Below are 20530 nucleotides of genomic sequence, written 5' to 3' on the forward strand. Positions count from 1 at the left end.
TCCGGAGCCCTGATGATGGCGCAGACTGGCGAGGTGCATAGCTTTGACGTGTTGATTGTGGGCGGTGGCCCCGTTGGCCTTTCGCTGGGCATAGCGTTGGCCCGATTTGCCCCCGGAATGAGGGTGGGTCTTCTCGACCGGCGCAAGCTGGCCGTCCCCAAAGATTCGCGGGCCTCGGCGATTGCCGCTGGGGTGCGGCATCTTTTTGAGGCGATCGGGGTCTGGGACGGCATGGCCGAGGGGGCCAATCCCATTGCGGAAATGAAAATCACCGATTCCGGAACTGGTGACATAAGCCGTCCGGTGTTTCTCGACTTTTCCGGTCACCGGGGGCCGGGCGAACCTTTTGCGCATATGGTGCCCAATACGGCCAGTGCCGCCAGCCTCATCGCCGCGGCACAGGAACTGGTGACGATAATCGAGCCGGGCGCTGTTTCAGCCTTCACCACGGGGGCAGCCGGTGGCGAGGTTGTCCTTGAGGACGGGCGGACCCTTTCGGCACGGTTGGTCGTGGCGGCCGATGGTGGCAAGTCGATGCTGCGGGAACTGGTCGGGATCAGGACCCTTTCCCACGACTATCGCCAGTCGGGGCTGGTGACGACCATCAGCCATGCCCAGCCGCACCATGACGTGGCCTATGAGCATTTTCGGCCCGCTGGTCCTTTTGCTTCGCTGCCCCTTTCGGGCAATCGCTCTTCGCTTGTGTGGACCGAAACGCCCGAGACCGCGCAGGCCCTCCTTGCCATGGCGCCTGAGGATCTCGCGCACCGGATAGAAGCGGCCATGGGATCGGTTCTTGGGTCAGTGGAAATTGTTGAAACCGTCCAGAGTTTTCCCTTGAGCCTGGTTCTCGCCCATCGGCTTGCCGCGCCCCGTCTGGCGCTGGTGGGCGATGCTGCTCATGTGATCCATCCGCTTGCCGGGCAGGGGCTCAATCTGGGCCTGCGTGATGTTGCGGTGCTTGCCGAGGTCCTGGTCGACGCTGCAAGGCTGGGGGAAGATTTCGGTTCGATGGCGGTGCTTGAACGCTATGAACGCCGGCGGCGTACCGATACGGCTTTGATGGCGTTTGCGACGGACGGGCTCAACCGGTTGTTTTCAAATGATGTTGCACCGGTCAGGGCCGTGCGTGATTTCGGACTTTCGCTCGTCAATCGCATCGACCCGCTCAAGGATGCGTTCATCACCCAGGCGGCTGGGGCGTCCGGAGCCAAACTGCTCAAGGGTATCGCGCCTTAGATTGCGATCCTAGTTATCTGAAGCAGGACGGTTGCGCAGAGCTTCAGCTTCGTCCTCGTCGATCCGTCGTGCCGCATCGATTACCAGCAGGGGAACGCCCTTGCGGATGGGAAAGGCGTAGCGGGCGACGATTGAGATCAGCTCGGAGCCGTCCGCCGATAGGGTCAGCCGTGTCTTTGTGACCGGGCAGACGAGCATTTCGATGGTGCGCGGATCAAGTCTGTAACGTGGATTGTCGTCCGGCGGCGGGGCGTCCGGGGACGTCATTGCAGGACGACGCCCGACCGGGCCCTTGCCATCTCGATTTCAGCGAGAGCCATCAGGGTCTCAGCGCGCTCAACGAGCGTACGGGCTTCAAGCAGTGCCTGCTTTTCGGGTCCGCCATAGGGTCCGAGCATGGCGGCGAGATCGACCAGTTCGCCAGTCGCCATATCTTCGATTTCGTCCCAATCGACCTCAATGTCGGAAAACTCCGCATGGGCCCGCAGCACAGTGAGCAGGCGCGGGCGATCGACTGCATCTTCGCCGAGTTCGGGGGTGAAATCGGCGGCAAAACCCGTGGTATCGATCCGCGCCTGGCGATAGGGCGTCGCCGTGGTCAGTTCTTCGATCGGCGTAAACCTGCAGACGCCCTCGAGAATGATGAAGTAGCGGCTTTCGGCCTGCTCTTCAAAATGAGTGATGCGACCGATGCAGCCCACTTTTTCCAATGGCACCTGGCCACGCGGTGCCTCCTCGGCGGTGTCGCGCGGCTGGATCAGGCCGATCATGCGGTTTCCGGCCAGTGCGTCGTCGACCATGGCAACGAAGCGCGGCTCGAAAACATTGAGCGGCCGGTGCGAACCGGGCAGCAAAAGGGCACGGCTCAGCGGAAAAAGTGCGAGCATATCGGGAAGTTCCGATATCGAAGCCGGGCGGCGCATGGCGTTTCCTCTCCTGGCTCTGTCCTGGAGCCGTTTCTCTTTGATGAATCCTGATCGTCAGGTTCCTATCTTATTGCGGATCGCGCTTTATCGAAACAGCAGCGAGGACAACATGCGACGCCCCTTGAGCGATGCGGCGTCCTTGGGACCCCACGCTTCGAAAAATTCGAGCAGTTTTTTGCGGGCGCCGTCATCCTGCCATTCGCGGTCGCGCTCCATAATGGCGATCAGCGACTGAACGGCGGCAAGCCGGTCGCCTTTGGCGTTGCGAATCATCGCCAGATCGAAGCGGGCCTGATGATCGTTCGGGTTGGTGGTCAGCGCCTGTTCGAGTTGGGTGGCATCGCCGAGCTTTTCGGCCCCCTCTTCGAGCGAAATTGCCGTTTCAAGCGCTTTGGCGCCGGCGTGGCTCTGATCCTCGGGCAGCATCGCGAGGGTTTGGCGCGCCCCATCGCGATCGCCGGTCCGGAACTGCACGGTCGCAACGCCGACAAGTGCGTCCAGATTGTCCGGGGCATGGCGGAGCACGGTGGCAAAGATCTGATAGGCGCGCTCGAAATCTTCCGCATCAAGCGCCGCCCGGGCCGCTTCCATGGCGGCTGCGATCTGGCTTTCGGCTTCAGAAGGGCCGCCCACACCGGCCTTGGCTGCCATGTCGATGAGCTTTTGGGCAAAGCGGGCAATCTCGCTTTCCGGCAAGGCGCCCATGAAGCCATCCGCCGGACGGCCACCGATAAAGCCAAAGACGGCAGGGATCGATTGCACGCCCATCTGACCTGCAAGAGCCTGGTTTTCATCCACATTGATCTTGACCAGCGCGACCTTTCCCCCAAGGCCGGTGACGACCTTCTCCAATGCCGGCGTCAACTGTTTGCAGGGTCCGCACCACGGTGCCCAGAAATCAACGAGGACAGGGCGCTGCATCGAGGCTTCGAGAACATCGGCCTGAAAACGCGCGGTCGATGATTCGATGATCAGGTCGTCCTGAGCCGGCGCCTGCTTTGGGGTGAGATTGAGGTCCATCTGGTGCTGCCTTTTCTGGCCCTTCGGTTAGGTGCCGACGTTTGGGTCGAGCCTTACACCAAGCCGGGCGCCGGTGCAAAAGCCCAAAGCTGTTGTCTGTTTGCCGCCGTGGTGGGGGCGTTGTGGCTGAGCGTGAAAATATGGGTTGCAATTGTCATTTCGGTTGGGCATATAGGCGCCCATCGCGGTGCCGCCAAGGGGCGGACCGGGATTGGAGTGCGGGCGTAGCTCAGGGGTAGAGCATAACCTTGCCAAGGTTAGGGTCGTGAGTTCGAATCTCATCGCCCGCTCCAAAAATTCCAAGGCGTGAGAGCCTTGAGATCAAAGGGCCGAAAGGCCCTTTTTGCTTTTCCAGACTATCATGAGTTGACCGATCCGCTGGCGTAGCGGTCCTGCGGCGCTTGCCGCAATTGTCGGGTGTTTGGTGCCTGAACATTATGGGCCTTGTTTATCGGGTTCGCCATACCCATATATCGAAGTACGTTTTCAGCCGATCATTGGCTTTTCCCTGCACCGGCGTACCGGCACAGGACCATCTCCTGATTTTTTGCGAACGTTCTAGATCCGATCCGCGTGTTGCGGGCCGGAAACATGCCCGCATGTCCGCTGGACCGGGCCACACGAAAAGATACTTTCATGATCAACGGTACCGTCAAGTTCTTCAATGCCACCAAAGGCTTTGGTTTCATTTCGCCTTCTGATGGCAGCAAGGACGCCTTCGTCCATATTTCGGCGGTAGAGCGCGCCGGTCTTTCGGGTCTCGCCGAAGGCCAGGCCGTCAGCTACGAGCTGGAAAACGGTCGCGACGGCAAGGCATCGGCAGTGAATCTGCAGCTTTCCTAAAGTTATGGCGCGCCGGGACTGAGCTTCAGCCCCGGCCTTCAAGGCTAAAGCCTATGACAAAGACACCTCTCGAGGCTGCCGAAAGCCGGTTCCGGTCGATCTCGATCACCGAAAAGAACGGGCAGTTCGCGGCCATTCGCCAGGCCCTTCAGGCGCGCGAGCGCAAACTGAGAGACGTCCAGAAAGCAGCGCGCCTCGAGAAAAGGTCGCTGCCCGACAGCGACGCATGACGCCGGAGAAAGCACCATTATGAAAACCAAAGCTGACGGATTTGACTATAAGGCCAGCGCTGAACTTTATCCAGGCAAGCGTTCAACACGGTATCGCACGATCCGTTACCGCCGCTTCGAGAGCACGGCAAAGGCGCTGCGCTATCTCATGGAAGAAATGCCCCCCGAGCTTCTGGCTGGAGCCATCCTTGAAACCGAGGAACGGCGTTTCGGTGCCGATCAGATTACCGCGCTCTACAAGGACGAAGCCTATCCGTTGCCAAGAGCGTGACCCTGAAAAAGGATAAAGCCGATGCATACATTGAGCAAAATCATTCCTTTCCCAATCTCTTCCAGGCGCGCTGGCCAATTCAGCTCTGCCGCCTATCCGCGCTTTGCCGTTGCGTTCGGTGATCGCGATCGGGTCCCCCTGAACGGTATCGCTCAACCCGAAATAGCCCTGGTGTTGCCGGATGTTTCGCCATGTCATTGAGCTTTCCCAATCCGAGCCGAGACTTTCAGAAGTCGCGCAATGCTGTCGGTTTCACGGGTTACGATGGCATGTTTGAAGTTCAATTCTTCGTCGACATCGATGCGTTGGCCAAGCTGGACACCAGTTCAATTGCGTCGGGCACTGCTGAATCACGCTGGCTCAATGCCTTTGATGCGTTGCGTACGTCTATCCTGGACGTCGCACGCGAAGTTTACGCCAACAGCCGGCGCACAACTTACCTGTTGACTGCTGCCGACTTTCGATAGCTGGTAAAATATCAAACTGCGAGAGCTTGACATCAAAGGGCCGAGGGGCCCTTTTTCGTTTGCAGGCTTTGTCAGTGCTCGTCCTGGAGCGGGCAGTGTGCCCGGCACCTGCTAGACGACCTTCACTCTGATTTCGCCTACGCCCTGGACGCTTGCGACGATGGAATCGCCGCGAGATACAGCGCCAACGCCCGACGGCGTTCCGCTCATGATGATATCGCCGGGCCGCAGCGCAAAAAAGCGAGACAGGATCGAGATCATCTCGGGCACCTTCCAGAGCATCTGGTTGAGATTGCCTTCCTGGCGTGTTTGCCCGTTGACCGCGAGTGTGATCGCGCCCTGATCGGGATGCCCGATGCGGCTGGCGGGGACCAGCGGTCCGCAGGGCGCGGAAGCCTCGAAGCTCTTGGCTGCCTCCCAGGGGCGGCCGAGTTTTTTGGCTTCGGACTGAAGGTCCCGGCGGGTCATGTCGAGACCTACGCCATAGCCAAAGACGTGATAGAGAGCGTCTTTGACCGCGATGTCGGTTCCGCCTTTCGCTAGCGCGACGATCATTTCCACTTCGTGGTGCACATCGGATGTTTCGGAGGGATAGGGGAAGGTGCCATCCGAAATTGCCGCGTCACCATGCTTGAAAAAGAAAAAGGGTGGTTCCTTGTCGGGATCATGACCCATCTCGACGGCGTGCGCGGCATAGTTGCGGCCGATACAGAATATCCGGTTGACCGGAAAAACGTCCCTTGTGCCTTCAACGGGTAGCGTCGGCACGGGATTGGGGGGCAGTACGAATTCGGTGCCGGCAGGTTCGCGTGCGTTTTCGCTCATTTTTTCAATTCCTAGTGGCATCAGGTGGGCGCTGCCGAGGGATCGGGCACCTGCCTAAAGGTTTGATTGTCTTGGTCAGGCAACTGGTTTAGCAAGTGTCGTTGCCCACCCTATCCTCAGTCTTTGCCCATCCATGGACATTATTGCACTTGCCATCATCTTCGTCGCAGTCGGCGCCGGAGCAATTTCGAAGGGTGCGACCGGGATGGGCATGCCGCTCATTGCCATTCCGTTTCTCGCGGCAACCTTCGGCCTGCAGCACGCCATCGCCGTGCTGTTGATTCCAATTCTGGTTTCCAACGCGTCCCAGCTCTATCGCTTTCGGCATGCGCGTGGCGAAGCAGGGTTGGGCTTTTTGCAGCCCATGCTCATGCTCTGCGTGGTTGGCGTTATCGCCGGAACGTGGTTTTTGACGTCGACGCCCGAGCGCGGTCTGGCGTTGACGCTGGGAATCCTGCTGCTCGGCTATCTGGCGCTGCGCCTGTTGAACCCGCATTTCACCGTGGGACCCCAGGCAGCCAGGCGCTGGGCAATGCCGGCGGGTCTGGGTGCGGGACTGCTGCATGGCGCGACGGGGATTTCGGCGCCGATCGGGGTGACGTTCATCCACGCCATGCGGTTCGGCCGCGATGCGCATGTTTATGCGGTTTCGGCGATGTTTATGGTTCTGGCGATCTTTCAGGCGCCCTCGCTGTGGGTGGCCGGCATCCTGAGACCCGAATGGCTGATGCAGGGTATGTTTGCGCTGATCCCGACCTTTCTGTTCATGCCGGTGGGTCAATGGCTCGCGGGCAAGATGAGCCAAAGCGCCTTCGACCGCATGATCCTGATCTTTCTCGGTGCGATCGGGCTCAAGATGGTGCTGGGCTTCTAGTCAGTGTCAGATTTCGGCAGGAAAAAAGGCGGCCATTGGCCGCCTTTTTCTTTGTCGTCCTAATGCCTGTTATGCGGCAACCAGATTGCGCAGCACATATTGCAGGATACCGCCATGGCGGTAGTACTCGAGTTCGTCCAGCGTATCGATACGCAGAAGAACCGGCACGATTTCCTTGCGGCCGTCGGCAAAGGTGATGTCGAGTTCGAGCGTCTGGCGCGGCTCGATTTCGGTCAGCCCCCGGATAGAGACTGTCTCGTCGCCGGTGATGCCGAGCGACTGCCAGGAGGTGCCGTCCTCAAAGACCAGCGGCAAAACACCCATACCCACCAGGTTCGAGCGGTGGATACGCTCGAAGCTCTGGGCAATCACGGCGCGAACGCCAAGCAGGGTCGTGCCCTTGGCCGCCCAGTCGCGTGACGAGCCCGTGCCGTATTCCTTGCCGGCAAAGATCACCAGCGGTGTGCCCTGAGCCTTGTACTCCATGGCCGCATCATAGATCGGCACCACTTCGCCCGAGGGAGACTTGGTAAAGCCGCCTTCGACTCCGTCGAGCATCTGGTTCTTGATGCGGATGTTGGCGAAGGTGCCGCGCATCATCACTTCGTGATTGCCGCGACGCGCGCCGAACGAGTTGAAGTCGATCGGCTTGACCTGCCGCTCCATCAGGTACTTGCCCGCGGGCGTGCCCGCCTTGAACGAGCCGGCGGGGGAGATGTGATCGGTGGTGATCGAATCAAGGAAGATCGAAAGGACCCGAGCGTTCTCGATATCGGTGATCGGCTTGGGTTCCATGGTCATGCCCTCGAAATAGGGAGGGTTCTGAACATAGGTGGATGAGGAGCTCCACTTGTAGGTTTCGCCGCCGTCGACCTTGATTTCCTGCCAGCGCTTGTCGCCCTTGAACACATCGCCGTAGCGGCGCTTGAACATGTCCACCGAAATTGCCGAGCGCAGAACTTCGGCAACTTCGGTCGAAGTGGGCCAGATATCCTTGAGATAGACAGGCTGTCCATCGGACCCGGTGCCGAGAGGCTGGGTCGTGATGTCCGCGGTCATCTTGCCCAGCAGTGAATAGGCGACGACCAACGGGGGCGAGGCCAGATAGTTGGCGCGAACGTCCGGATTGACGCGGCCTTCGAAGTTACGGTTGCCTGACAAGACCGAAACGGCAACCAGATCATTGTCGTTGATGGTCCTGGAGATGTTTTCGTCGAGCGGGCCCGAGTTGCCGATGCAGGTCGTGCAGCCATAGCCGACAGTGTTGAAGCCCATCGCGTCGAGGTCTTCCTGCAGTCCCGACTTTTCAAGGTATTCGGTAACGACCTGGCTGCCGGGAGCGAGCGAGGTCTTGACCCAGGGCTGGGGCTTCAATCCCTTTTCGCGCGCCTTGCGGGCCACGAGGCCCGCGGCGATGAGCACTGAAGGATTGGACGTGTTGGTACACGAGGTAATTGCGGCAATCACGACGTCGCCATCGGAAATCCGATAATCGGCACCGTTGACGGCATAGCCATGGTTTTCGCTATCCTCGGGGGTATCATGGACGCCGGTGGCACCCTCATCGATATAGCGCGAGTCGCCCCTGGATTCCGGCTCGGGCGACACCTTGCGGCCGCCGGTAATGTCTTCGAGCGCCTTGACGAAGGCAGTCGAGGCATCGGTCAGTGCAACGCGGTCCTGAGGGCGCTTGGGGCCGGCAAGCGAGGGAACGACGGTCGAAAGATCGAGTTCGAGCGTATCGGTAAAGACCGGATCTTCGTCGTTGTCGGACCGGAACATGCCCTGTTCCTTGGCATAGGCTTCCACCAACGCCACCCGATCGGGCTCGCGGCCCGAATCGTTGAGGTATTTGATGGTTTCCTTGTCGATCGGGAAAAAGCCGCAGGTCGCGCCGTATTCGGGCGCCATGTTGGCGATGGTCGCCTTGTCTTCGAGCGAGAGGTTGGAAAGGCCGGCGCCGAAGAATTCGACGAATTTGCCGACAACGCCCTTCTTGCGCAGCATTTCGACAACGTGCAGCACAAGGTCGGTCGCCGTAGTGCCTTCGGGCAGTTTGCCGGTGAACTTAAAGCCGATGACTTCCGGGATCAGCATGGAAATGGGCTGGCCCAGCATTGCGGCTTCAGCCTCGATGCCACCAACGCCCCAGCCCAGAACGGCCAGACCGTTGACCATGGTGGTGTGGCTGTCGGTGCCCACGAGCGTGTCGGGATAGGCGATTTCCTCGCCGTTTTCCTGTTTGGTCCAGACGGTCTGGGCCAGATATTCGAGATTGACCTGATGGCAGATGCCGGTTCCGGGAGGCACAACGCGGAAGTTTTCAAACGCCGACTGGCCCCAGCGCAAAAATTCATAGCGCTCGCCGTTGCGTTGATATTCCTTTTCGACGTTCTGCTCGAACGCACCAGGGGTGCCGAAATAGTCGACCATTACCGAGTGATCGATGACCAGGTCGACGGGGACCAGCGGGTTGATCTTCTGGGGGTCGGCGCCGAGATTTGCGGTGGCATCGCGCATGGCGGCCAGATCGACAACGGCGGGAACACCGGTAAAGTCCTGCATCAGAACGCGGGCAGGGCGATAGGAGATTTCGTGTCCGGCGCGGCCACGGTCGTCGAGCCAGGCCTTCACGGCCTTGATGTCGGCAGCCTTGACGGTGCGGTCATCTTCGAAGCGCAGCAGGTTTTCCAGAACGACCTTGAGGGAATGGGGCAGGCGGGAAATACCATCCAGTCCGTTCTTTTCAGCCTCGGCGAGCGAAAAGATCGTATAGGCCTTGTTTCCAACGGTGAGGTTCGTTTTGGTCTTAAAGCTATTGGATGTCTCGGTCACGCGGTCCGCCTTGTCTCAATAGGGTTGCGGGTACCCCCGATTGAGACCGGGCCAAGCGGCCAATTTCGCGTCGAAAACAGTGCAACGCTGCAATGGCCACCGGCTCGTCCGGAGGCATGAAGCGGGAAAGCATAAGTTCTCCCCCACCTTTTTCGCCCTCTCTATAATGAATCCAATTTGCACTTGCCAGCCCGGACTTTGGTTCAATAGAGCTTTGGCATGATCAATGAAGGGCTTTCCCGCATGCCGGAAACTGGCCTTGGCGTTAACGCCCTGTCGCTCAGCAGGGGCGGGCGGGCCATTCTGACAGAGTTGAGCTTTTCGCTCGAGGCGGGAACGGCCCTGATGCTGCGGGGCCCCAACGGGGCCGGCAAGAGCACCTTGCTGATGGCCCTGGCTGGGCTACTCGATCCCGTCGCGGGACGCATTGAGCACCTGCGATCTGATCCCGAGGCGCCGAAATACGGACATTTGCATTATGTCGCGCACGCGCCTGCGATAAAAGCGGGGCTCAGCGTCGCCGAGAACCTTCAATTCTGGGTCGATCTGCTCGATGACAAGGCTGCAGACGTCGAAGCGGCCTTGTTTCGGGCTGGGCTGGATAGATTGGGCAGTATCGATGCCGGGCTGCTTTCAGCCGGGCAGATCCGGCGCCTTGCATTGGCACGCCTGATTGCCGTCCGCCGTCCGCTCTGGCTGCTCGACGAACCGACAAGTGCGCTCGATACCGCCGGATCGGCCTGGGTGGGGTCCTTGATTTCAGATCACCTGCAAGAGGGCGGGCTTGCGGTCATTGCCACCCACCTCGACATCACCGTTGAGGGCAACACCAGGACGCTCGAATTGGGCGGATTGGCGCAATGAAGCCATTGGCCGCAATCATTGTTCGCGATCTCCGTCTTGGTTTGCGCCAGGGTGGGGACATTCTGACTCTGGTGCTGTTCTTTGTCATTGTCGGCGTCCTGATGCCGTTCGCTGTGGGGCCGGATCGGCCACTTCTCGCCCAACTGGCGCCGGCCATCATATGGGTCGCGGCGCTTCTGGCGCAGCTTTTGTCCAATGAGCGCCTGTTTCGCGGCGACTTCGACGATGGAAGCCTGGCGGTCTTCCGGCACGCGATCATTCCGCTCGAAATGGTTGTCGCCGCCAAGCTTGTGGCGCACTGGCTTCTCACCGGCCTGCCGTTGATTCTTGCCATGCCCATTCTGGCGCTGATGCTCGGGCTGGACGGCCAGGGGTTCTGGCTGGCGGTCCTATCTCTGGCGCTCGGCACACCGGCGCTGGCCGCGTTCGGGGCCATCGGGGCGGCTGTGACAGTTGGCCTCAAGCGCGGAGGGCTGGTTGCACCGGTTCTTGTCTTGCCGCTGAGCCTGCCAGTGCTTATTTTCGGTACAGGTGCGTTTGATGTAGCGCGGCTGGGTGCATCGTCGCAGGCGCTGCTGCTGCTCGGCGCACTCAGCCTTTTAAGCGTAACGCTTGCACCGTTCGCCGCGGCGCTGGCGCTGAAGATTTCCGGGGAATAGATGGTTCAAACCCAACCCAAACCCGCCGAGCCGGGATGGTTCACCCGCATCGCCCATCCGGGGATGTTCATGGGGTGGTCGCGCCATTTTGTCCTGCCTCTCTCGGCCGTTACGGCACTGACCTTTGCGGTGGGGCTCTATTTTTCGTTCTTTGCATCCCCGGCGGACTATCAGATGGGCGATACGGTGCGCATGATGTATGTGCATGTGCCCAGCGCGTGGCTCAGCCAATTCTGCTATGCGGTGATGTTCTGTTCGGCCATCGGAACGCTGGTCTGGCGCCATCCCATGGCCGATGTCAGCCAGAAGGCGGCGGTTCCGCTCGGTGCGGCCTTCACTGCGCTGGCCCTTTTCACAGGATCGATGTGGGGCCGGCCCACCTGGGGCACGTTCTGGGAGTGGGACGGGCGGATGACCTCGACGCTGGTTCTTCTGTTCATCTATCTCGGCCTCATCGCCCTGTGGCGGGCCTTTGACGATCAGCTCAAGGCAGCCCGGATCGTTGCGGTTCTGACTCTGGTGGGGGCCATCAACATTCCGATCATCAAGTTCTCGGTCGATTGGTGGCAGACCTTGCACCAGCCCGCTTCGGTCTTCAGGACCGACGGGCCGACTGTCGATGGTTCAATTCTCGTGCCGTTGCTCGTGATGACGCTCGCGTTTTCGCTTCTGTTTGTAACGCTGCATCTGGTGCGCATGCGCACCGAAATCACCAGGCGCCGCATTCGCTCGCTGGAATTGGCTCAGACTCGCGCGGGAGAGCAGGCATGATCGATCTCGGCCAGCACTGGGAATTCATCACTGCAGCCTATGCCGGAACGATTATCGTTGTCGGTGGGCTTATTGGCTGGACCGTTTATTCGGCGCGCTCTGCAAAAGCACGTGCGGCCATGCTCGAGGCGGCGCGGCAGGCGCGCAGACCGCAATGAAACCTTCGGTCAGGATCGGGCTGGCGGTCTTGCCGCTCATTGTCCTTGCGGCTTTGCTTGGCGTTTTTGCCTCACAGATGGGGCGTTCGACGAGTTTCGTGCCGTCCGCACTCATCGACAAACCCGTGCCCGAATTCGCTCTCGCATCTGTCGATGGGCATGCCCAGCCAGGGTTTGCCAGCGCTGATCTGACCGGCAATGGCGTGGTGGTCGTCAATGTCTTTGCGTCCTGGTGCGTGCCATGCCGTGCGGAGCACCCGTTCCTGATGGAACTCGCTCAAGAGCCGGTCAAGATCTACGGTCTCAACTATGACGATCCGGCTGAGAACGCCCGAGCCTTTCTGGCCGAACTGGGCAATCCCTATGACCGGGTCGGCGCGGATCGGGATCGCCGGGTGGGCATTGAATGGGGCGTTTATGGCGTACCGGAAACCTTCGTTGTCGACAATGAAGGCATCATCCGGTTCAAGCATGTCGGTCCGCTCGACCAGGAGAGCTACGAGAACGTGCTCCTCCCGGCCATCGAAGCGGCGCGCACGCCCGCCTGAAGCGCGTCCAGCAAAAGTGGAAACGGTTTTGCGGTTCGGACGCGCGACGAAACGACCAGCTAGATCAAGTCCGCGGTTCGAAGAAAAGCGGATTTGATCTAGAATTTACATCTCGGTCTGAGCGCCTTCGGCGGCTGCCTTGACAGGGTTCGCCGCCGGCTCTTCACTTGGGGCGTATTTATTGAGCAGGGGCAGCTGGCTCATGGCGAAAACCATGGTCAGCGGCATGATGCCCCAGACCTTGAAGGCCACCCAGAAATCGTCGGAAAAATTGCGCCACACGATTTCGTTGAGCGCGGCGAGCACGAAAAAGAACAGGCCCCAGCGCAGGGTCATCAGATACCAGCCGCGGTCCTGGAGCTTGTAGACCTCGCCAAATACGTAGCGGAGCAGGGAATGGCCGAAGGCCAGACCGCCGAGCAGCACCGAGCCAAACAGCACATTGGTGATCGTGGGCTTGAGCTTGATGAACAACGCATCCTGAAAATAGAGCGTCATCCCCCCAAACACCAAAACCACGACGCCGGTGACCAGCGGCATGACAGGAATGGTCTTGAGGATCAGCTTGGACAGGGCCAGCGAGATCGTCATGGCCACCATGAAGACGGCGGTCGCAAAGATGATCGGCTGGCTGAACCAGGTCTGAAGCACCGGGAAAGCCTCAAGGATGTTCTCACCCTGGGCATTGACAAGAAAGAACACGACAAGCGGGCCCAGCTCAAGCGAGAGCTTCGTCAGTGCAGGCTTGAGATCCTCGATGCCGGCTTCGGCGGATTTGGGTTGGCTTTCAGCCATTAATTTACTCCTTGCCCGCAATCGCGCGGGCGAAATCTGAGGCCCTGAAGGGCTCGAGGTCGCCGATCGCTTCCCCGACGCCGATAAAATGGATGGGCAGTCCGAATTTCCTGGCGATGGCGACCAGGATGCCTCCGCGCGCCGTTCCATCGAGCTTGGTCATCACAAGACCGGTTACACCTGCTTTTTGCCCGAAGATTTCGACCTGATTAAGGGCATTCTGGCCTGTCGTGGCATCGAGTGTCAAAAGCGTGGCATGCGGCGCGTCCGGATCGCGCTTTTTGATGACCCTGATGATCTTTTCGAGCTCGTCCATCAGCTCAACACGGTTCTGCAGGCGCCCGGCGGTATCGATGATGACGACATCGGTCCCGGTGTCCTGGGCCTTTGCCACGGCGTCGAACGCCAGACCCGAGGCATCCGCGCCGGTCGGGCGGGTCATAACTTCAGCGTCGTTGCGCTGGCCCCAGACCTGGAGCTGTTCGACAGCGGCAGCGCGAAACGTATCGCCGGCGGCCAGCAGCACCGACTTGCCTTCGGCCTTGAGCTTGGCCGTCAATTTGCCGATGGTTGTCGTCTTGCCCGAGCCATTGACCCCGACCATGAGGATCACGAAGGGCTTGCTTGTGCCATCGATAGACAGCGGCACAGCCACAGGGCCGAGCGTCGCCTCGACTTCGGCAGCGAGAACGGCCCGCACGTCTTCGAGGGAGACGTCCTTGTCGAACTTGTCGGCGCGCAGCTTGTCGGTGATCGCCATTGCCGTATCTATGCCGAGATCGGCGGCGATCAAGGTGTCTTCGAGGTCCTGCAGCGTTGCTTCATCGAGCTTGCGCTTGGTGAAGATTGCTCCGATCGAAGAGGTGAGGTTGTCAGAAGACCGTTTGAGACCGGCGCCCAAGCGCTGAAGCCAGTTCCGCGGCTCTGCCGGTTCAGCTGGTAAGGGGGCGGCGGCCGGCTCGGGTTCGCCTGCTGCGGGCTCTTCCGGGTCGGACGCAATTTTGTCTTCAATGGCATCGGGCCGCTCAAGGGGGTCGGTCACATCGTCCGGCGTGGGCGGCTCATGCTCGGGAGGATTGGGATGGCCCCGTTCAAGCCATTCGGCCTGCATTTCGGGTGGTGCCGCGTCGCGGGAATCCTCGTCCTCAGAAGCGGATGTCGTCGGTTCGGGCTCGGTCGGCGCGGGTGTCCGGCCGAGCATACGATCCCATAGTGAGGGCTTTTTTGGTTCGGCCATGCCTATCCGTCAGTCCTGTTGCGCCGGTCGTTTTGTTCGGCCGCGCGCTTGAGTTTGTCTTCGCTTGATGAGGTTTGCTCGCCGCTCGGCTTGTCGCTGTGTCGCGAGCTGCGGTCCAAGACGCGTTCGGTTTCGGACCTGTTCTTGTCGCGATCCTGATCGAGCATGTCTTTTGCGGTCTGGGGCGGGAGCTTGGTGCTCATGCTGCTTGCCTTTCGGGCTCTCCGATGAGCCCGGCCGCATCGGCGCCGTTTATAAGGGTGGAAACGATCTCGCCGGGCTTACCAGCGGAAAGCTTTACAGGCACGAACTGTTCCGTCCGCCCAATCCCTTCGCGCTCGACGAGGACGTTTTCGCTATGACCGATGCGCGACTTGCAGAGGGTGGCAAACTGGGTTTCGCCCAGTGCACGCAGCCGTGCCGCGCGCTCCTTTCCGACGCGGCGTGAAATCTGCGGCATCCTTGCTGCCGGCGTGCCTTCGCGCGGGGAAAAGGGGAAGACGTGCAGATAGGTCAGGCCCGCCTCGGTCACGAAGCGCAGCGTATTTTCAAACATCGCTTCGGTTTCGGTTGGAAACCCCACGATGATATCGGCGCCGAACACCATGTCAGGCCGCAAGCCACGCAGCTTTTCCACGATCCCAAGTGCATCGGAGCGGCTGTGGCGGCGTTTCATGCGCTTTAGGATCATATCGTCGCCCGATTGCAGCGAGAGATGCAGGTGCGGCATCAGGCGCGGATCTGTTACGGCGTCATAGAGCGCGGGGTCGGCTTCGATGGAATCGATCGAGGAAATCCGCAGGCGCGGCAGGGACGGAACATGCCTCAGGATCGATTGGGTGAGCTTGCCCAGTGTTGGCGAGCCGGGCAGATCGCCGCCATAGGAGGTGATGTCGACCCCGGTCAGGACCACTTCGGCGTAGCCATTGTCCACAAGGCGTTTGATCTGGTCGACCACGACCCCCATGGGTACCGAGCGTGATGGGCCGCGTCCAAAAGGGATGATGCAGAAGGTGCAACGGTGGTCGCAGCCGTTCTGGACCTGAACGAAAGCACGGGCCCGCCCGTCGAGCCCGTCGATCAGGTGGCCGGCGGTTTCGGTCACGCTCATGATGTCGTTGACCTGGACCTTGTCGTTGAGCGGCACGCCGAACGCGATGGGCCGATAGCTTTCAGACTTGAGCTTGTCGTTGTTGCCGATCACCAGATCGACTTCGGCCATGTCGCCGAAATCGCGTGCCTGGGTCTGCGCCGCGCAGCCGGTGACGATGATCCTGGCGTCGGCGTTCTCGCGCCGCGCCTTGCGGATCGTCTGCTTGGCCTGGCGCACAGCCTCGGCGGTCACCGCGCAGGTGTTGATGATGATTGCGTTCTCCAGGCCGGATTTTTGCGCCTCGGCCTTCATCACCTCGGATTCATAGGCGTTGAGCCGGCACCCGAAGGTTATGGTCTCTATGCTCATGCGGCATCCTCACCCAAAAGGGCAGGCGGGATGATGCCTTGGCCGTCCAGTGTCCAGGGGCCGGTCATCAGGATGTGATCGTCGGAAACCCGCCATTCAATATCGAGTGGGCCGCCGGGAAGCTCGACCGTCACCTGGCGCCCGGTCAGCCTCTTGCGGGCCGCAGCCACGGCAGTGGCACAGGCGGCGGTGCCGCAGGCCAGCGTCAGTCCTGCGCCACGCTCCCAGACCTTGACCCTGATGCGATCATCAGCGAGCACCTGGGCCAGCGTGATGTTGGCGCGCTCGGGAAAAATGGGGTGATTTTCGAGCAGCGGGCCGAACTTGGCCAGATCGTGGGCGTCGAGATCATCGACCCAGAAGATGGCATGCGGATTGCCGACATTGACCACTGAAGGGGTGTGCAGGAGCGGCTTGTCGATAGGACCGATCTGCAATTCGATGCCGTTTGTATCGGCAAAAGGCTCGGCCAAAGGAATCTGATCCCACTCAAAGTGCGGGGCCCCCATATCGGCCGTCACCAGATCGCCGTTGATCCGAGTGATCAACATGCCGGCATTGGTGCGGATGGTTACGAGGTTCCTGCCGGTTTCGTCGGCGAGCAGTGCTGCGATGCAGCGTGTTGCATTGCCGCAAGCATCGACCTCTCCGCCTTCGGCATTGTAAATGCGCATGAACACATCGACGCCCTCGATCGCGTCGGGCTCCATGACGATCAGTTGATCACACCCGATGCCGGTTTTCCGGTCCGAAATGGCGACGATCTGCTGGCGCGACAGCGCAATTTCCCGCGCACGCGCGTCCAGAACGACGAAGTCGTTTCCAAGGCCATTCATCTTGAGGTAGGGCAGTGGCGCGGTCATTTTCGGGTTTCTGGGCTCAACCAAGGGGCATCTGTGGCTTATATGGCGCAAAAGTCTTGCGATTTCCACCTTTGCACCCAATCGTGCTGCAATTGACTCCGCTCCCCTGCCTGCTTATAAGCCGCCTCGACCTTCTGTCAGAAACGATGGATTTGCGAGTCACTAGGCAACCCGAGAGGTTTCCGGTCAACATCCGCCAGCGCGTTGCGCCCGCGGGTGGGTTTTGCATTTGGCCGCTTGGGACCCATATTCGCATCTATCCTGACACGAACGAAATGAGCGAACTATGTTTGAAAGCCTGTCAGACCGCCTGGGCAAGATCTTTTCCGGGATCACCGGAAGAGGTGCGCTGAGCGAAGCCGATGTGCAAGCCGCGCTGCGCGAGGTTCGCCGCGCGCTGATCGAGGCCGACGTTTCGCTCGAAGTGGTGCGCGCTTTTACCGAGCAGGTCGGCACGCGCGCCGTTGGCGCTGAGGTCACCCGTTCGGTCAAACCCGGCCAGCAGGTCATCAAGATCGTCCATGACGAACTGGTGGCGGTTCTGGGCGAGGAAGCCTCGCCCATTTCGCTCAATGCTCCGTCGCCGGTGCCGATCCTTATGGTCGGTCTGCAGGGCTCGGGCAAGACCACCACAACCGGCAAGATCGCCAAGCGGTTAAAGGACAAGCAGAACAAGCGTGTCCTGATGGCCTCGCTCGATACGCGCCGGCCGGCCGCCATGGAGCAGCTCAAGACGCTTGGCGGCCAGATCGGCGTCGATGTGCTCGAGATCGTCCCCAACCAGTCGGCGGTCGAGATCGCCAAGCGCGCGATTTCAAGCGCCAGGACGGGTGGCTACGACGTGGTGATGCTCGATACGGCGGGCCGCACCCATATCGACGAAGAGCTGATGGAAGAGACCGCCGAGATCAAGCGCGTCTCCAATCCGCATGAAATCCTTCTGGTGGCAGACAGCCTGACCGGTCAGGACGCCGTCAACCTGGCGCGATCGTTTGATGCTCGGGTCGATATCACCGGTATCGTTCTCACGCGTGTGGATGGTGACGGGCGCGGTGGTGCGGCTCTTTCCATGCGGGCTGCCACCGGCAAGCCGATCAAGCTGATCGGTGTGGGCGAAAAGATGGATGCGCTGGAAGACTTCCATCCCAGCCGTATCGCAGACCGCATTCTGGGCATGGGCGATATCGTCTCGCTGGTCGAAAAGGCCGCGGCGAACGTCACCGCCGAAGACGCCCAGAAAATGGCCAAGAAGCTCAAGAAGGGTCAGTTCGATCTCGACGACCTCATGGGCCAGCTTTTGCAGATGAAAAAGATGGGCGGCATGGCCTCGCTCATGAAGATGATGCCGGGCATGGGCCAGATGGCCAAGAACCTGCCCAATGGCCGCACCGACGACAAGGTCTTTGACCGTCAGGTCGCCATCATCCAGTCGATGACCAAGAAAGAGCGCGAAAAACCCGACCTGCTCAACGCCTCGCGCCGCAAGCGCATTGCGGCGGGTTCGGGCGTCGAGGTTTCCGAGATCAACAAGCTCATCAAGATGCATCGCCAGATGGCGGACATGATGAAAAAGGTGTCGCGCGGCGGGCCCGGTGGACTGGCGGGCATGTTCGGCGGCATGGGCAAGCAGATGATGGGCGGAATGCCCGACATGGACCCGGCCCAGATCGAACAGATGACAAAGCAGATGGGGGGCGATTCCTCCAAGCTGCCCGACGATTTTTCCAAGCTCGTCAAGCAGGGTGGGGGCGGAGTGCCCGGCCTTCCCGGACTTGGCGGCTCGAAATTCCCGGGACTTCCGGGATTGCCCGGATTGCCGGGCAAAAAGAAGTAGACCGACTTAAATTCTATCCAAGCAGAAAGACAAAGACACTATGGCTACCAAGATCCGCCTGGCTCGCGCCGGCTCCAAGAAGCGCCCTTACTACCACGTCGTTGTTGCCGATGTGCGCGCGCCGCGTGACGGCCGCGTTATCGAGCGTATCGGTTCGTACAACCCCATGCTCGAAAAGGGCGACGAAAAGCGCGTCGTGCTCGATATCGAACGCGCCACCTACTGGCTGCAGAGCGGCGCCCAGCCGACCGATCGTGTCGAGCGCTTCCTTGATGCCGCCGGTCTTCTCAAGCGCACCGCCAAGAACAACCCCAACAAGGCAAAGCCGGGCGCCAAGGCGCTGGAACGCCTTGAGGAAAAGAAGGCCGCTGAAGAAGCCGCCAAGGAAGCTGCTGCCGCTCCGGCTGAAGAAGCAGCCCCTGCCGAAGAGGCTCCTGCCGCTGAAGAAGCGACCGCCGAGTAAGATCGGTGACCGGGCGCAAAATGCCTGAAGACCGCATTCTCATGGGCCGCATCGGCGCGGCCCATGGGATCAAGGGCGAGGTGCGCATCACCGCGTTCACCGAAGACCCTCTGGCCATTGCCGACTACGATCCGCTCGAAACCGACCGCCAGGGGCTGTCGATCTCGATTGCCAAGGCAAGGCTGGCCAAAAATGTCGTTATCGCGACGCTCAAGGGCGTCTCCGACCGCAACGATGCCGAAAAGCTCAATGGCGTTTCGCTCTATGTCAGCCGCGATCGGCTCGAAGAGCCGGACGAAGACGAATTCTACTACGCCGATCTGATCGGACTCGAGGTCCGGCTTACCGATGGCGCCGTGCTGGGCACGATCTCGGCCATCGAAAATTTCGGCTCTGACGATCTGTTGGACATCAAGCTCGCTGAGAACCGCAAATCGGTCTATCTGCCGTTCACCAAGGCGGTCGTTCCCGAGCTCCACATCGCCGATGGTTATATCGTGGCTGTACCCCCCGAAGGCTGGCTCGAGGATACGCCGCGCGATCCTGAAGATGTCGATCCGGGCGAAAGCCGATGAGCTTTCGTGCTTCGGTCATAACGCTTTTTCCCGATCTCTTTCCCGGTCCGCTTGGCGCCTCGGTCATCGGTCGCGGCATGGAAAAGGGCGCATGGTCGCTCGAAGCGCATTTTCTGCGCGATTATGCCAGCGACAAGCATCGCACGGTTGACGATACGCCCTCGGGCGGTGGCGCGGGCATGGTGCTGCGGCCCGACATTCTTGCTGCAGCGCTCGACGATGTTGCACCGGCAGACGATCGACGCCCGAAAATTCTGATGAGCCCGCGTGGCAAGCCGCTGACCCAGGCGCGGGTTCGCGCCCTCGCCGAGGGACCCGGTGCGGTGATCGTTTGCGGGCGTTTCGAGGGGATCGACCAGCGGGTCATCGAGGCGCGCAATCTCGAAGAAGTCTCGATCGGCGATTATGTACTGGCCGGCGGAGAGGTGGCCGCCATGGTGCTGCTCGAGGCTGTGGTGCGGCTCTTGCCGGGGGTTCTTGGCGCGGCGGAAAGCCATGCCGACGAGAGCTTTGAAAACGGCCTGCTCGAATATCCGCAGTACACCAGGCCCCAGATTTTCGAGGGGCGCGAGATCCCCGAAATCCTGACCTCCGGCGATCATGGCCGGATCGAAAGATGGCGCCGGGAACAATCGGAAGCCCTGACCCGGCAAACACGTCCCGATCTGTGGGCTCGCTATACCCAAAAGCCCTAGACTCCGGGGCGCATGGCGTGTATAGCGCGCTCGACTATGGGATGCGCACATCCCGCCGTCCAAACAAGACCGGGCC

At 60.5% G+C, this 20530-nt stretch carries 25 protein-coding genes and 1 tRNA gene; 16 read left to right on the forward strand and 10 right to left on the reverse strand.

The genetic code is table 11. From position 1 onward, the window contains the following. Positions 1–12 precede the first annotated feature (12 nt). Positions 13–1239, forward strand: a complete 1227-nt coding sequence (locus OF122_RS00680) for an FAD-dependent monooxygenase (RefSeq protein ID WP_408636280.1) — start codon at positions 13–15, stop codon at positions 1237–1239. Positions 1240–1248: 9 nt separating this feature from the next. On the opposite strand, the gene OF122_RS00685 is transcribed toward OF122_RS00680, so the two are convergent. The 3 genes from OF122_RS00685 to OF122_RS00695 all read right to left on the reverse strand — a co-directional run bounded on the left by OF122_RS00685 (position 1249) and on the right by OF122_RS00695 (position 3185). Then, positions 1249–1506 carry a Trm112 family protein gene (locus OF122_RS00685; protein WP_264225974.1) on the reverse strand — a complete coding sequence of 86 codons (258 nt, stop codon included), beginning with the start codon at positions 1504–1506 and terminating at the stop codon, positions 1249–1251. Further along, entirely contained in the window at positions 1503–2162 is a 660-nt protein-coding gene (locus OF122_RS00690) for an LON peptidase substrate-binding domain-containing protein (protein WP_264225975.1), read from the reverse strand. The genes OF122_RS00685 and OF122_RS00690 overlap by 4 nt, the downstream gene beginning before the upstream one ends. An 87-nt stretch (positions 2163–2249) precedes the next feature. After that, positions 2250–3185 (reverse strand): thioredoxin family protein, encoded by a 936-nt coding sequence (locus OF122_RS00695; protein ID WP_264225976.1) that lies wholly within the window; start codon positions 3183–3185, stop codon positions 2250–2252. Positions 3186–3403: 218 nt separating this feature from the next. Here OF122_RS00695 and OF122_RS00700 point away from each other — a divergent pair. The 5 genes from OF122_RS00700 (at position 3404) to OF122_RS00720 (ending at position 4996) form a co-directional block, all read left to right on the forward strand. Beyond that, positions 3404–3478: transfer RNA gene (locus OF122_RS00700), tRNA-Gly, on the forward strand. Positions 3479–3821: 343 nt separating this feature from the next. Then, the gene (locus tag OF122_RS00705) at positions 3822–4028 is read left to right on the forward strand and encodes a cold-shock protein (RefSeq protein WP_264225977.1); all 207 of its coding nucleotides are present in this window, start codon (positions 3822–3824) and stop codon (positions 4026–4028) included. A gap of 53 nt (positions 4029–4081) precedes the next feature. Further along, complete coding sequence (locus tag OF122_RS00710; protein ID WP_264225978.1) at positions 4082–4258, forward strand: hypothetical protein; 177 nt, start codon at positions 4082–4084, stop codon at positions 4256–4258. 19 nt (positions 4259–4277) lie between these two features. Beyond that, the gene (locus OF122_RS00715; protein ID WP_264225979.1) at positions 4278–4529 is read left to right on the forward strand and encodes a hypothetical protein; all 252 of its coding nucleotides are present in this window, start codon (positions 4278–4280) and stop codon (positions 4527–4529) included. 191 nt (positions 4530–4720) lie between these two features. Then, positions 4721–4996 carry a DUF1488 family protein gene (locus OF122_RS00720; protein WP_264225980.1) on the forward strand — a complete coding sequence of 92 codons (276 nt, stop codon included), beginning with the start codon at positions 4721–4723 and terminating at the stop codon, positions 4994–4996. Between the two features lie 111 nt (positions 4997–5107). Here OF122_RS00720 and OF122_RS00725 read toward each other — a convergent pair whose 3' ends face one another. Beyond that, complete coding sequence (locus OF122_RS00725) at positions 5108–5821, reverse strand: fumarylacetoacetate hydrolase family protein (protein WP_264225981.1); 714 nt, start codon at positions 5819–5821, stop codon at positions 5108–5110. Positions 5822–5954: 133 nt separating this feature from the next. Here OF122_RS00725 and OF122_RS00730 point away from each other — a divergent pair, with 133 nt between their 5' ends. Next, entirely contained in the window at positions 5955–6695 is a 741-nt protein-coding gene (locus OF122_RS00730) for a sulfite exporter TauE/SafE family protein (protein ID WP_264225982.1), read from the forward strand. A 69-nt stretch (positions 6696–6764) separates the two neighbouring features. Here OF122_RS00730 and acnA read toward each other — a convergent pair whose 3' ends face one another. Beyond that, a complete protein-coding gene (gene acnA, locus OF122_RS00735; RefSeq protein ID WP_264225983.1) occupies positions 6765–9530 on the reverse strand; it encodes an aconitate hydratase AcnA in 2766 nt (921 codons plus the stop codon). A gap of 219 nt (positions 9531–9749) precedes the next feature. Here acnA and ccmA point away from each other — a divergent pair, with 219 nt between their 5' ends. From ccmA to OF122_RS00760, 5 genes are read left to right on the forward strand one after another with little or no spacing between them, the layout of a single operon-like run. Then, positions 9750–10394, forward strand: a complete 645-nt coding sequence (gene ccmA / locus OF122_RS00740) for a heme ABC exporter ATP-binding protein CcmA (protein ID WP_264225984.1) — start codon at positions 9750–9752, stop codon at positions 10392–10394. After that, positions 10391–11053 carry a heme exporter protein CcmB gene (ccmB, locus tag OF122_RS00745; RefSeq protein WP_264225985.1) on the forward strand — a complete coding sequence of 221 codons (663 nt, stop codon included), beginning with the start codon at positions 10391–10393 and terminating at the stop codon, positions 11051–11053. Before ccmA ends, ccmB begins: the two co-directional genes overlap by 4 nt. Then, a complete protein-coding gene (locus tag OF122_RS00750; protein ID WP_264225986.1) occupies positions 11054–11824 on the forward strand; it encodes a heme ABC transporter permease in 771 nt (256 codons plus the stop codon). It begins immediately after the preceding gene. Then, positions 11821–11982: a heme exporter protein CcmD gene (gene ccmD / locus OF122_RS00755; RefSeq protein WP_264225987.1), complete on the forward strand. Its 162-nt coding sequence runs from the start codon at positions 11821–11823 to the stop codon at positions 11980–11982. The genes OF122_RS00750 and ccmD overlap by 4 nt, the downstream gene beginning before the upstream one ends. Further along, entirely contained in the window at positions 11979–12530 is a 552-nt protein-coding gene (locus tag OF122_RS00760) for a DsbE family thiol:disulfide interchange protein (RefSeq protein ID WP_264225988.1), read from the forward strand. The genes ccmD and OF122_RS00760 overlap by 4 nt, the downstream gene beginning before the upstream one ends. Before the next feature lie 105 nt (positions 12531–12635). Here OF122_RS00760 and OF122_RS00765 read toward each other — a convergent pair whose 3' ends face one another. Genes OF122_RS00765 through dapF form a run of 5 tightly spaced genes read right to left on the reverse strand, consistent with a single transcriptional unit; the run spans position 12636 to position 16887 of the window. Continuing rightward, positions 12636–13325: a septation protein A gene (locus tag OF122_RS00765; RefSeq protein WP_264225989.1), complete on the reverse strand. Its 690-nt coding sequence runs from the start codon at positions 13323–13325 to the stop codon at positions 12636–12638. 4 nt (positions 13326–13329) lie between these two features. Beyond that, positions 13330–14562 carry a signal recognition particle-docking protein FtsY gene (gene ftsY / locus OF122_RS00770; protein WP_264225990.1) on the reverse strand — a complete coding sequence of 411 codons (1233 nt, stop codon included), beginning with the start codon at positions 14560–14562 and terminating at the stop codon, positions 13330–13332. A gap of 2 nt (positions 14563–14564) precedes the next feature. Beyond that, positions 14565–14765, reverse strand: coding sequence for a hypothetical protein (locus tag OF122_RS00775; protein WP_264225991.1), 201 nt, complete (start codon positions 14763–14765; stop codon positions 14565–14567). Then, a complete protein-coding gene (gene mtaB, locus OF122_RS00780) occupies positions 14762–16024 on the reverse strand; it encodes a tRNA (N(6)-L-threonylcarbamoyladenosine(37)-C(2))-methylthiotransferase MtaB (RefSeq protein WP_264225992.1) in 1263 nt (420 codons plus the stop codon). The genes OF122_RS00775 and mtaB overlap by 4 nt, the downstream gene beginning before the upstream one ends. Beyond that, entirely contained in the window at positions 16021–16887 is an 867-nt protein-coding gene (gene dapF / locus OF122_RS00785; RefSeq protein WP_264225993.1) for a diaminopimelate epimerase, read from the reverse strand. Before dapF ends, mtaB begins: the two co-directional genes overlap by 4 nt. A gap of 286 nt (positions 16888–17173) precedes the next feature. Here dapF and ffh point away from each other — a divergent pair, with 286 nt between their 5' ends. Genes ffh through trmD form a run of 4 tightly spaced genes read left to right on the forward strand, consistent with a single transcriptional unit; the run spans position 17174 to position 20454 of the window. Then, positions 17174–18721: a signal recognition particle protein gene (ffh, locus tag OF122_RS00790; protein ID WP_264225994.1), complete on the forward strand. Its 1548-nt coding sequence runs from the start codon at positions 17174–17176 to the stop codon at positions 18719–18721. Positions 18722–18761: 40 nt separating this feature from the next. Then, on the forward strand, positions 18762–19184 hold the full coding sequence (rpsP, locus tag OF122_RS00795; protein WP_264225995.1) for a 30S ribosomal protein S16: 423 nt from the start codon (positions 18762–18764) through the stop codon (positions 19182–19184). Between the two features lie 5 nt (positions 19185–19189). After that, a complete protein-coding gene (gene rimM, locus OF122_RS00800) occupies positions 19190–19759 on the forward strand; it encodes a ribosome maturation factor RimM (protein WP_264225996.1) in 570 nt (189 codons plus the stop codon). Then, on the forward strand, positions 19756–20454 hold the full coding sequence (trmD, locus tag OF122_RS00805; protein WP_264225997.1) for a tRNA (guanosine(37)-N1)-methyltransferase TrmD: 699 nt from the start codon (positions 19756–19758) through the stop codon (positions 20452–20454). The genes rimM and trmD overlap by 4 nt, the downstream gene beginning before the upstream one ends. The last annotated feature ends 76 nt before the right edge of the window (positions 20455–20530 follow it).

The sequence above is a fragment of the Pelagibacterium flavum genome (genome assembly GCF_025854335.1).
Taxonomy (GTDB): Bacteria; Pseudomonadota; Alphaproteobacteria; order Rhizobiales; family Devosiaceae; genus Pelagibacterium; species Pelagibacterium flavum.

What these genes read in the sequence shown, in the direction of transcription:
- OF122_RS00680 (WP_408636280.1), top strand. Translation starts at nt 13, where the DNA reads ATGATGGCGCAGACTGGCGAGGTGCATAGCTTTGACGTGTTGATTGTG.
- OF122_RS00685 (WP_264225974.1), bottom strand. Translation starts at nt 1,506, where the DNA reads ATGACGTCCCCGGACGCCCCGCCGCCGGACGACAATCCACGTTACAGA.
- OF122_RS00690 (WP_264225975.1), bottom strand. Translation starts at nt 2,162, where the DNA reads ATGCGCCGCCCGGCTTCGATATCGGAACTTCCCGATATGCTCGCACTT.
- OF122_RS00695 (WP_264225976.1), bottom strand. Translation starts at nt 3,185, where the DNA reads ATGGACCTCAATCTCACCCCAAAGCAGGCGCCGGCTCAGGACGACCTG.
- OF122_RS00705 (WP_264225977.1), top strand. Translation starts at nt 3,822, where the DNA reads ATGATCAACGGTACCGTCAAGTTCTTCAATGCCACCAAAGGCTTTGGT.
- OF122_RS00710 (WP_264225978.1), top strand. Translation starts at nt 4,082, where the DNA reads ATGACAAAGACACCTCTCGAGGCTGCCGAAAGCCGGTTCCGGTCGATC.
- OF122_RS00715 (WP_264225979.1), top strand. Translation starts at nt 4,278, where the DNA reads ATGAAAACCAAAGCTGACGGATTTGACTATAAGGCCAGCGCTGAACTT.
- OF122_RS00720 (WP_264225980.1), top strand. Translation starts at nt 4,721, where the DNA reads ATGTCATTGAGCTTTCCCAATCCGAGCCGAGACTTTCAGAAGTCGCGC.
- OF122_RS00725 (WP_264225981.1), bottom strand. Translation starts at nt 5,821, where the DNA reads ATGAGCGAAAACGCACGCGAACCTGCCGGCACCGAATTCGTACTGCCC.
- OF122_RS00730 (WP_264225982.1), top strand. Translation starts at nt 5,955, where the DNA reads ATGGACATTATTGCACTTGCCATCATCTTCGTCGCAGTCGGCGCCGGA.
- ccmA (WP_264225984.1), top strand. Translation starts at nt 9,750, where the DNA reads ATGATCAATGAAGGGCTTTCCCGCATGCCGGAAACTGGCCTTGGCGTT.
- ccmB (WP_264225985.1), top strand. Translation starts at nt 10,391, where the DNA reads ATGAAGCCATTGGCCGCAATCATTGTTCGCGATCTCCGTCTTGGTTTG.
- OF122_RS00750 (WP_264225986.1), top strand. Translation starts at nt 11,054, where the DNA reads ATGGTTCAAACCCAACCCAAACCCGCCGAGCCGGGATGGTTCACCCGC.
- ccmD (WP_264225987.1), top strand. Translation starts at nt 11,821, where the DNA reads ATGATCGATCTCGGCCAGCACTGGGAATTCATCACTGCAGCCTATGCC.
- OF122_RS00760 (WP_264225988.1), top strand. Translation starts at nt 11,979, where the DNA reads ATGAAACCTTCGGTCAGGATCGGGCTGGCGGTCTTGCCGCTCATTGTC.
- OF122_RS00765 (WP_264225989.1), bottom strand. Translation starts at nt 13,325, where the DNA reads ATGGCTGAAAGCCAACCCAAATCCGCCGAAGCCGGCATCGAGGATCTC.
- ftsY (WP_264225990.1), bottom strand. Translation starts at nt 14,562, where the DNA reads ATGGCCGAACCAAAAAAGCCCTCACTATGGGATCGTATGCTCGGCCGG.
- OF122_RS00775 (WP_264225991.1), bottom strand. Translation starts at nt 14,765, where the DNA reads ATGAGCACCAAGCTCCCGCCCCAGACCGCAAAAGACATGCTCGATCAG.
- mtaB (WP_264225992.1), bottom strand. Translation starts at nt 16,024, where the DNA reads ATGAGCATAGAGACCATAACCTTCGGGTGCCGGCTCAACGCCTATGAA.
- dapF (WP_264225993.1), bottom strand. Translation starts at nt 16,887, where the DNA reads ATGACCGCGCCACTGCCCTACCTCAAGATGAATGGCCTTGGAAACGAC.
- ffh (WP_264225994.1), top strand. Translation starts at nt 17,174, where the DNA reads ATGTTTGAAAGCCTGTCAGACCGCCTGGGCAAGATCTTTTCCGGGATC.
- rpsP (WP_264225995.1), top strand. Translation starts at nt 18,762, where the DNA reads ATGGCTACCAAGATCCGCCTGGCTCGCGCCGGCTCCAAGAAGCGCCCT.
- trmD (WP_264225997.1), top strand. Translation starts at nt 19,756, where the DNA reads ATGAGCTTTCGTGCTTCGGTCATAACGCTTTTTCCCGATCTCTTTCCC.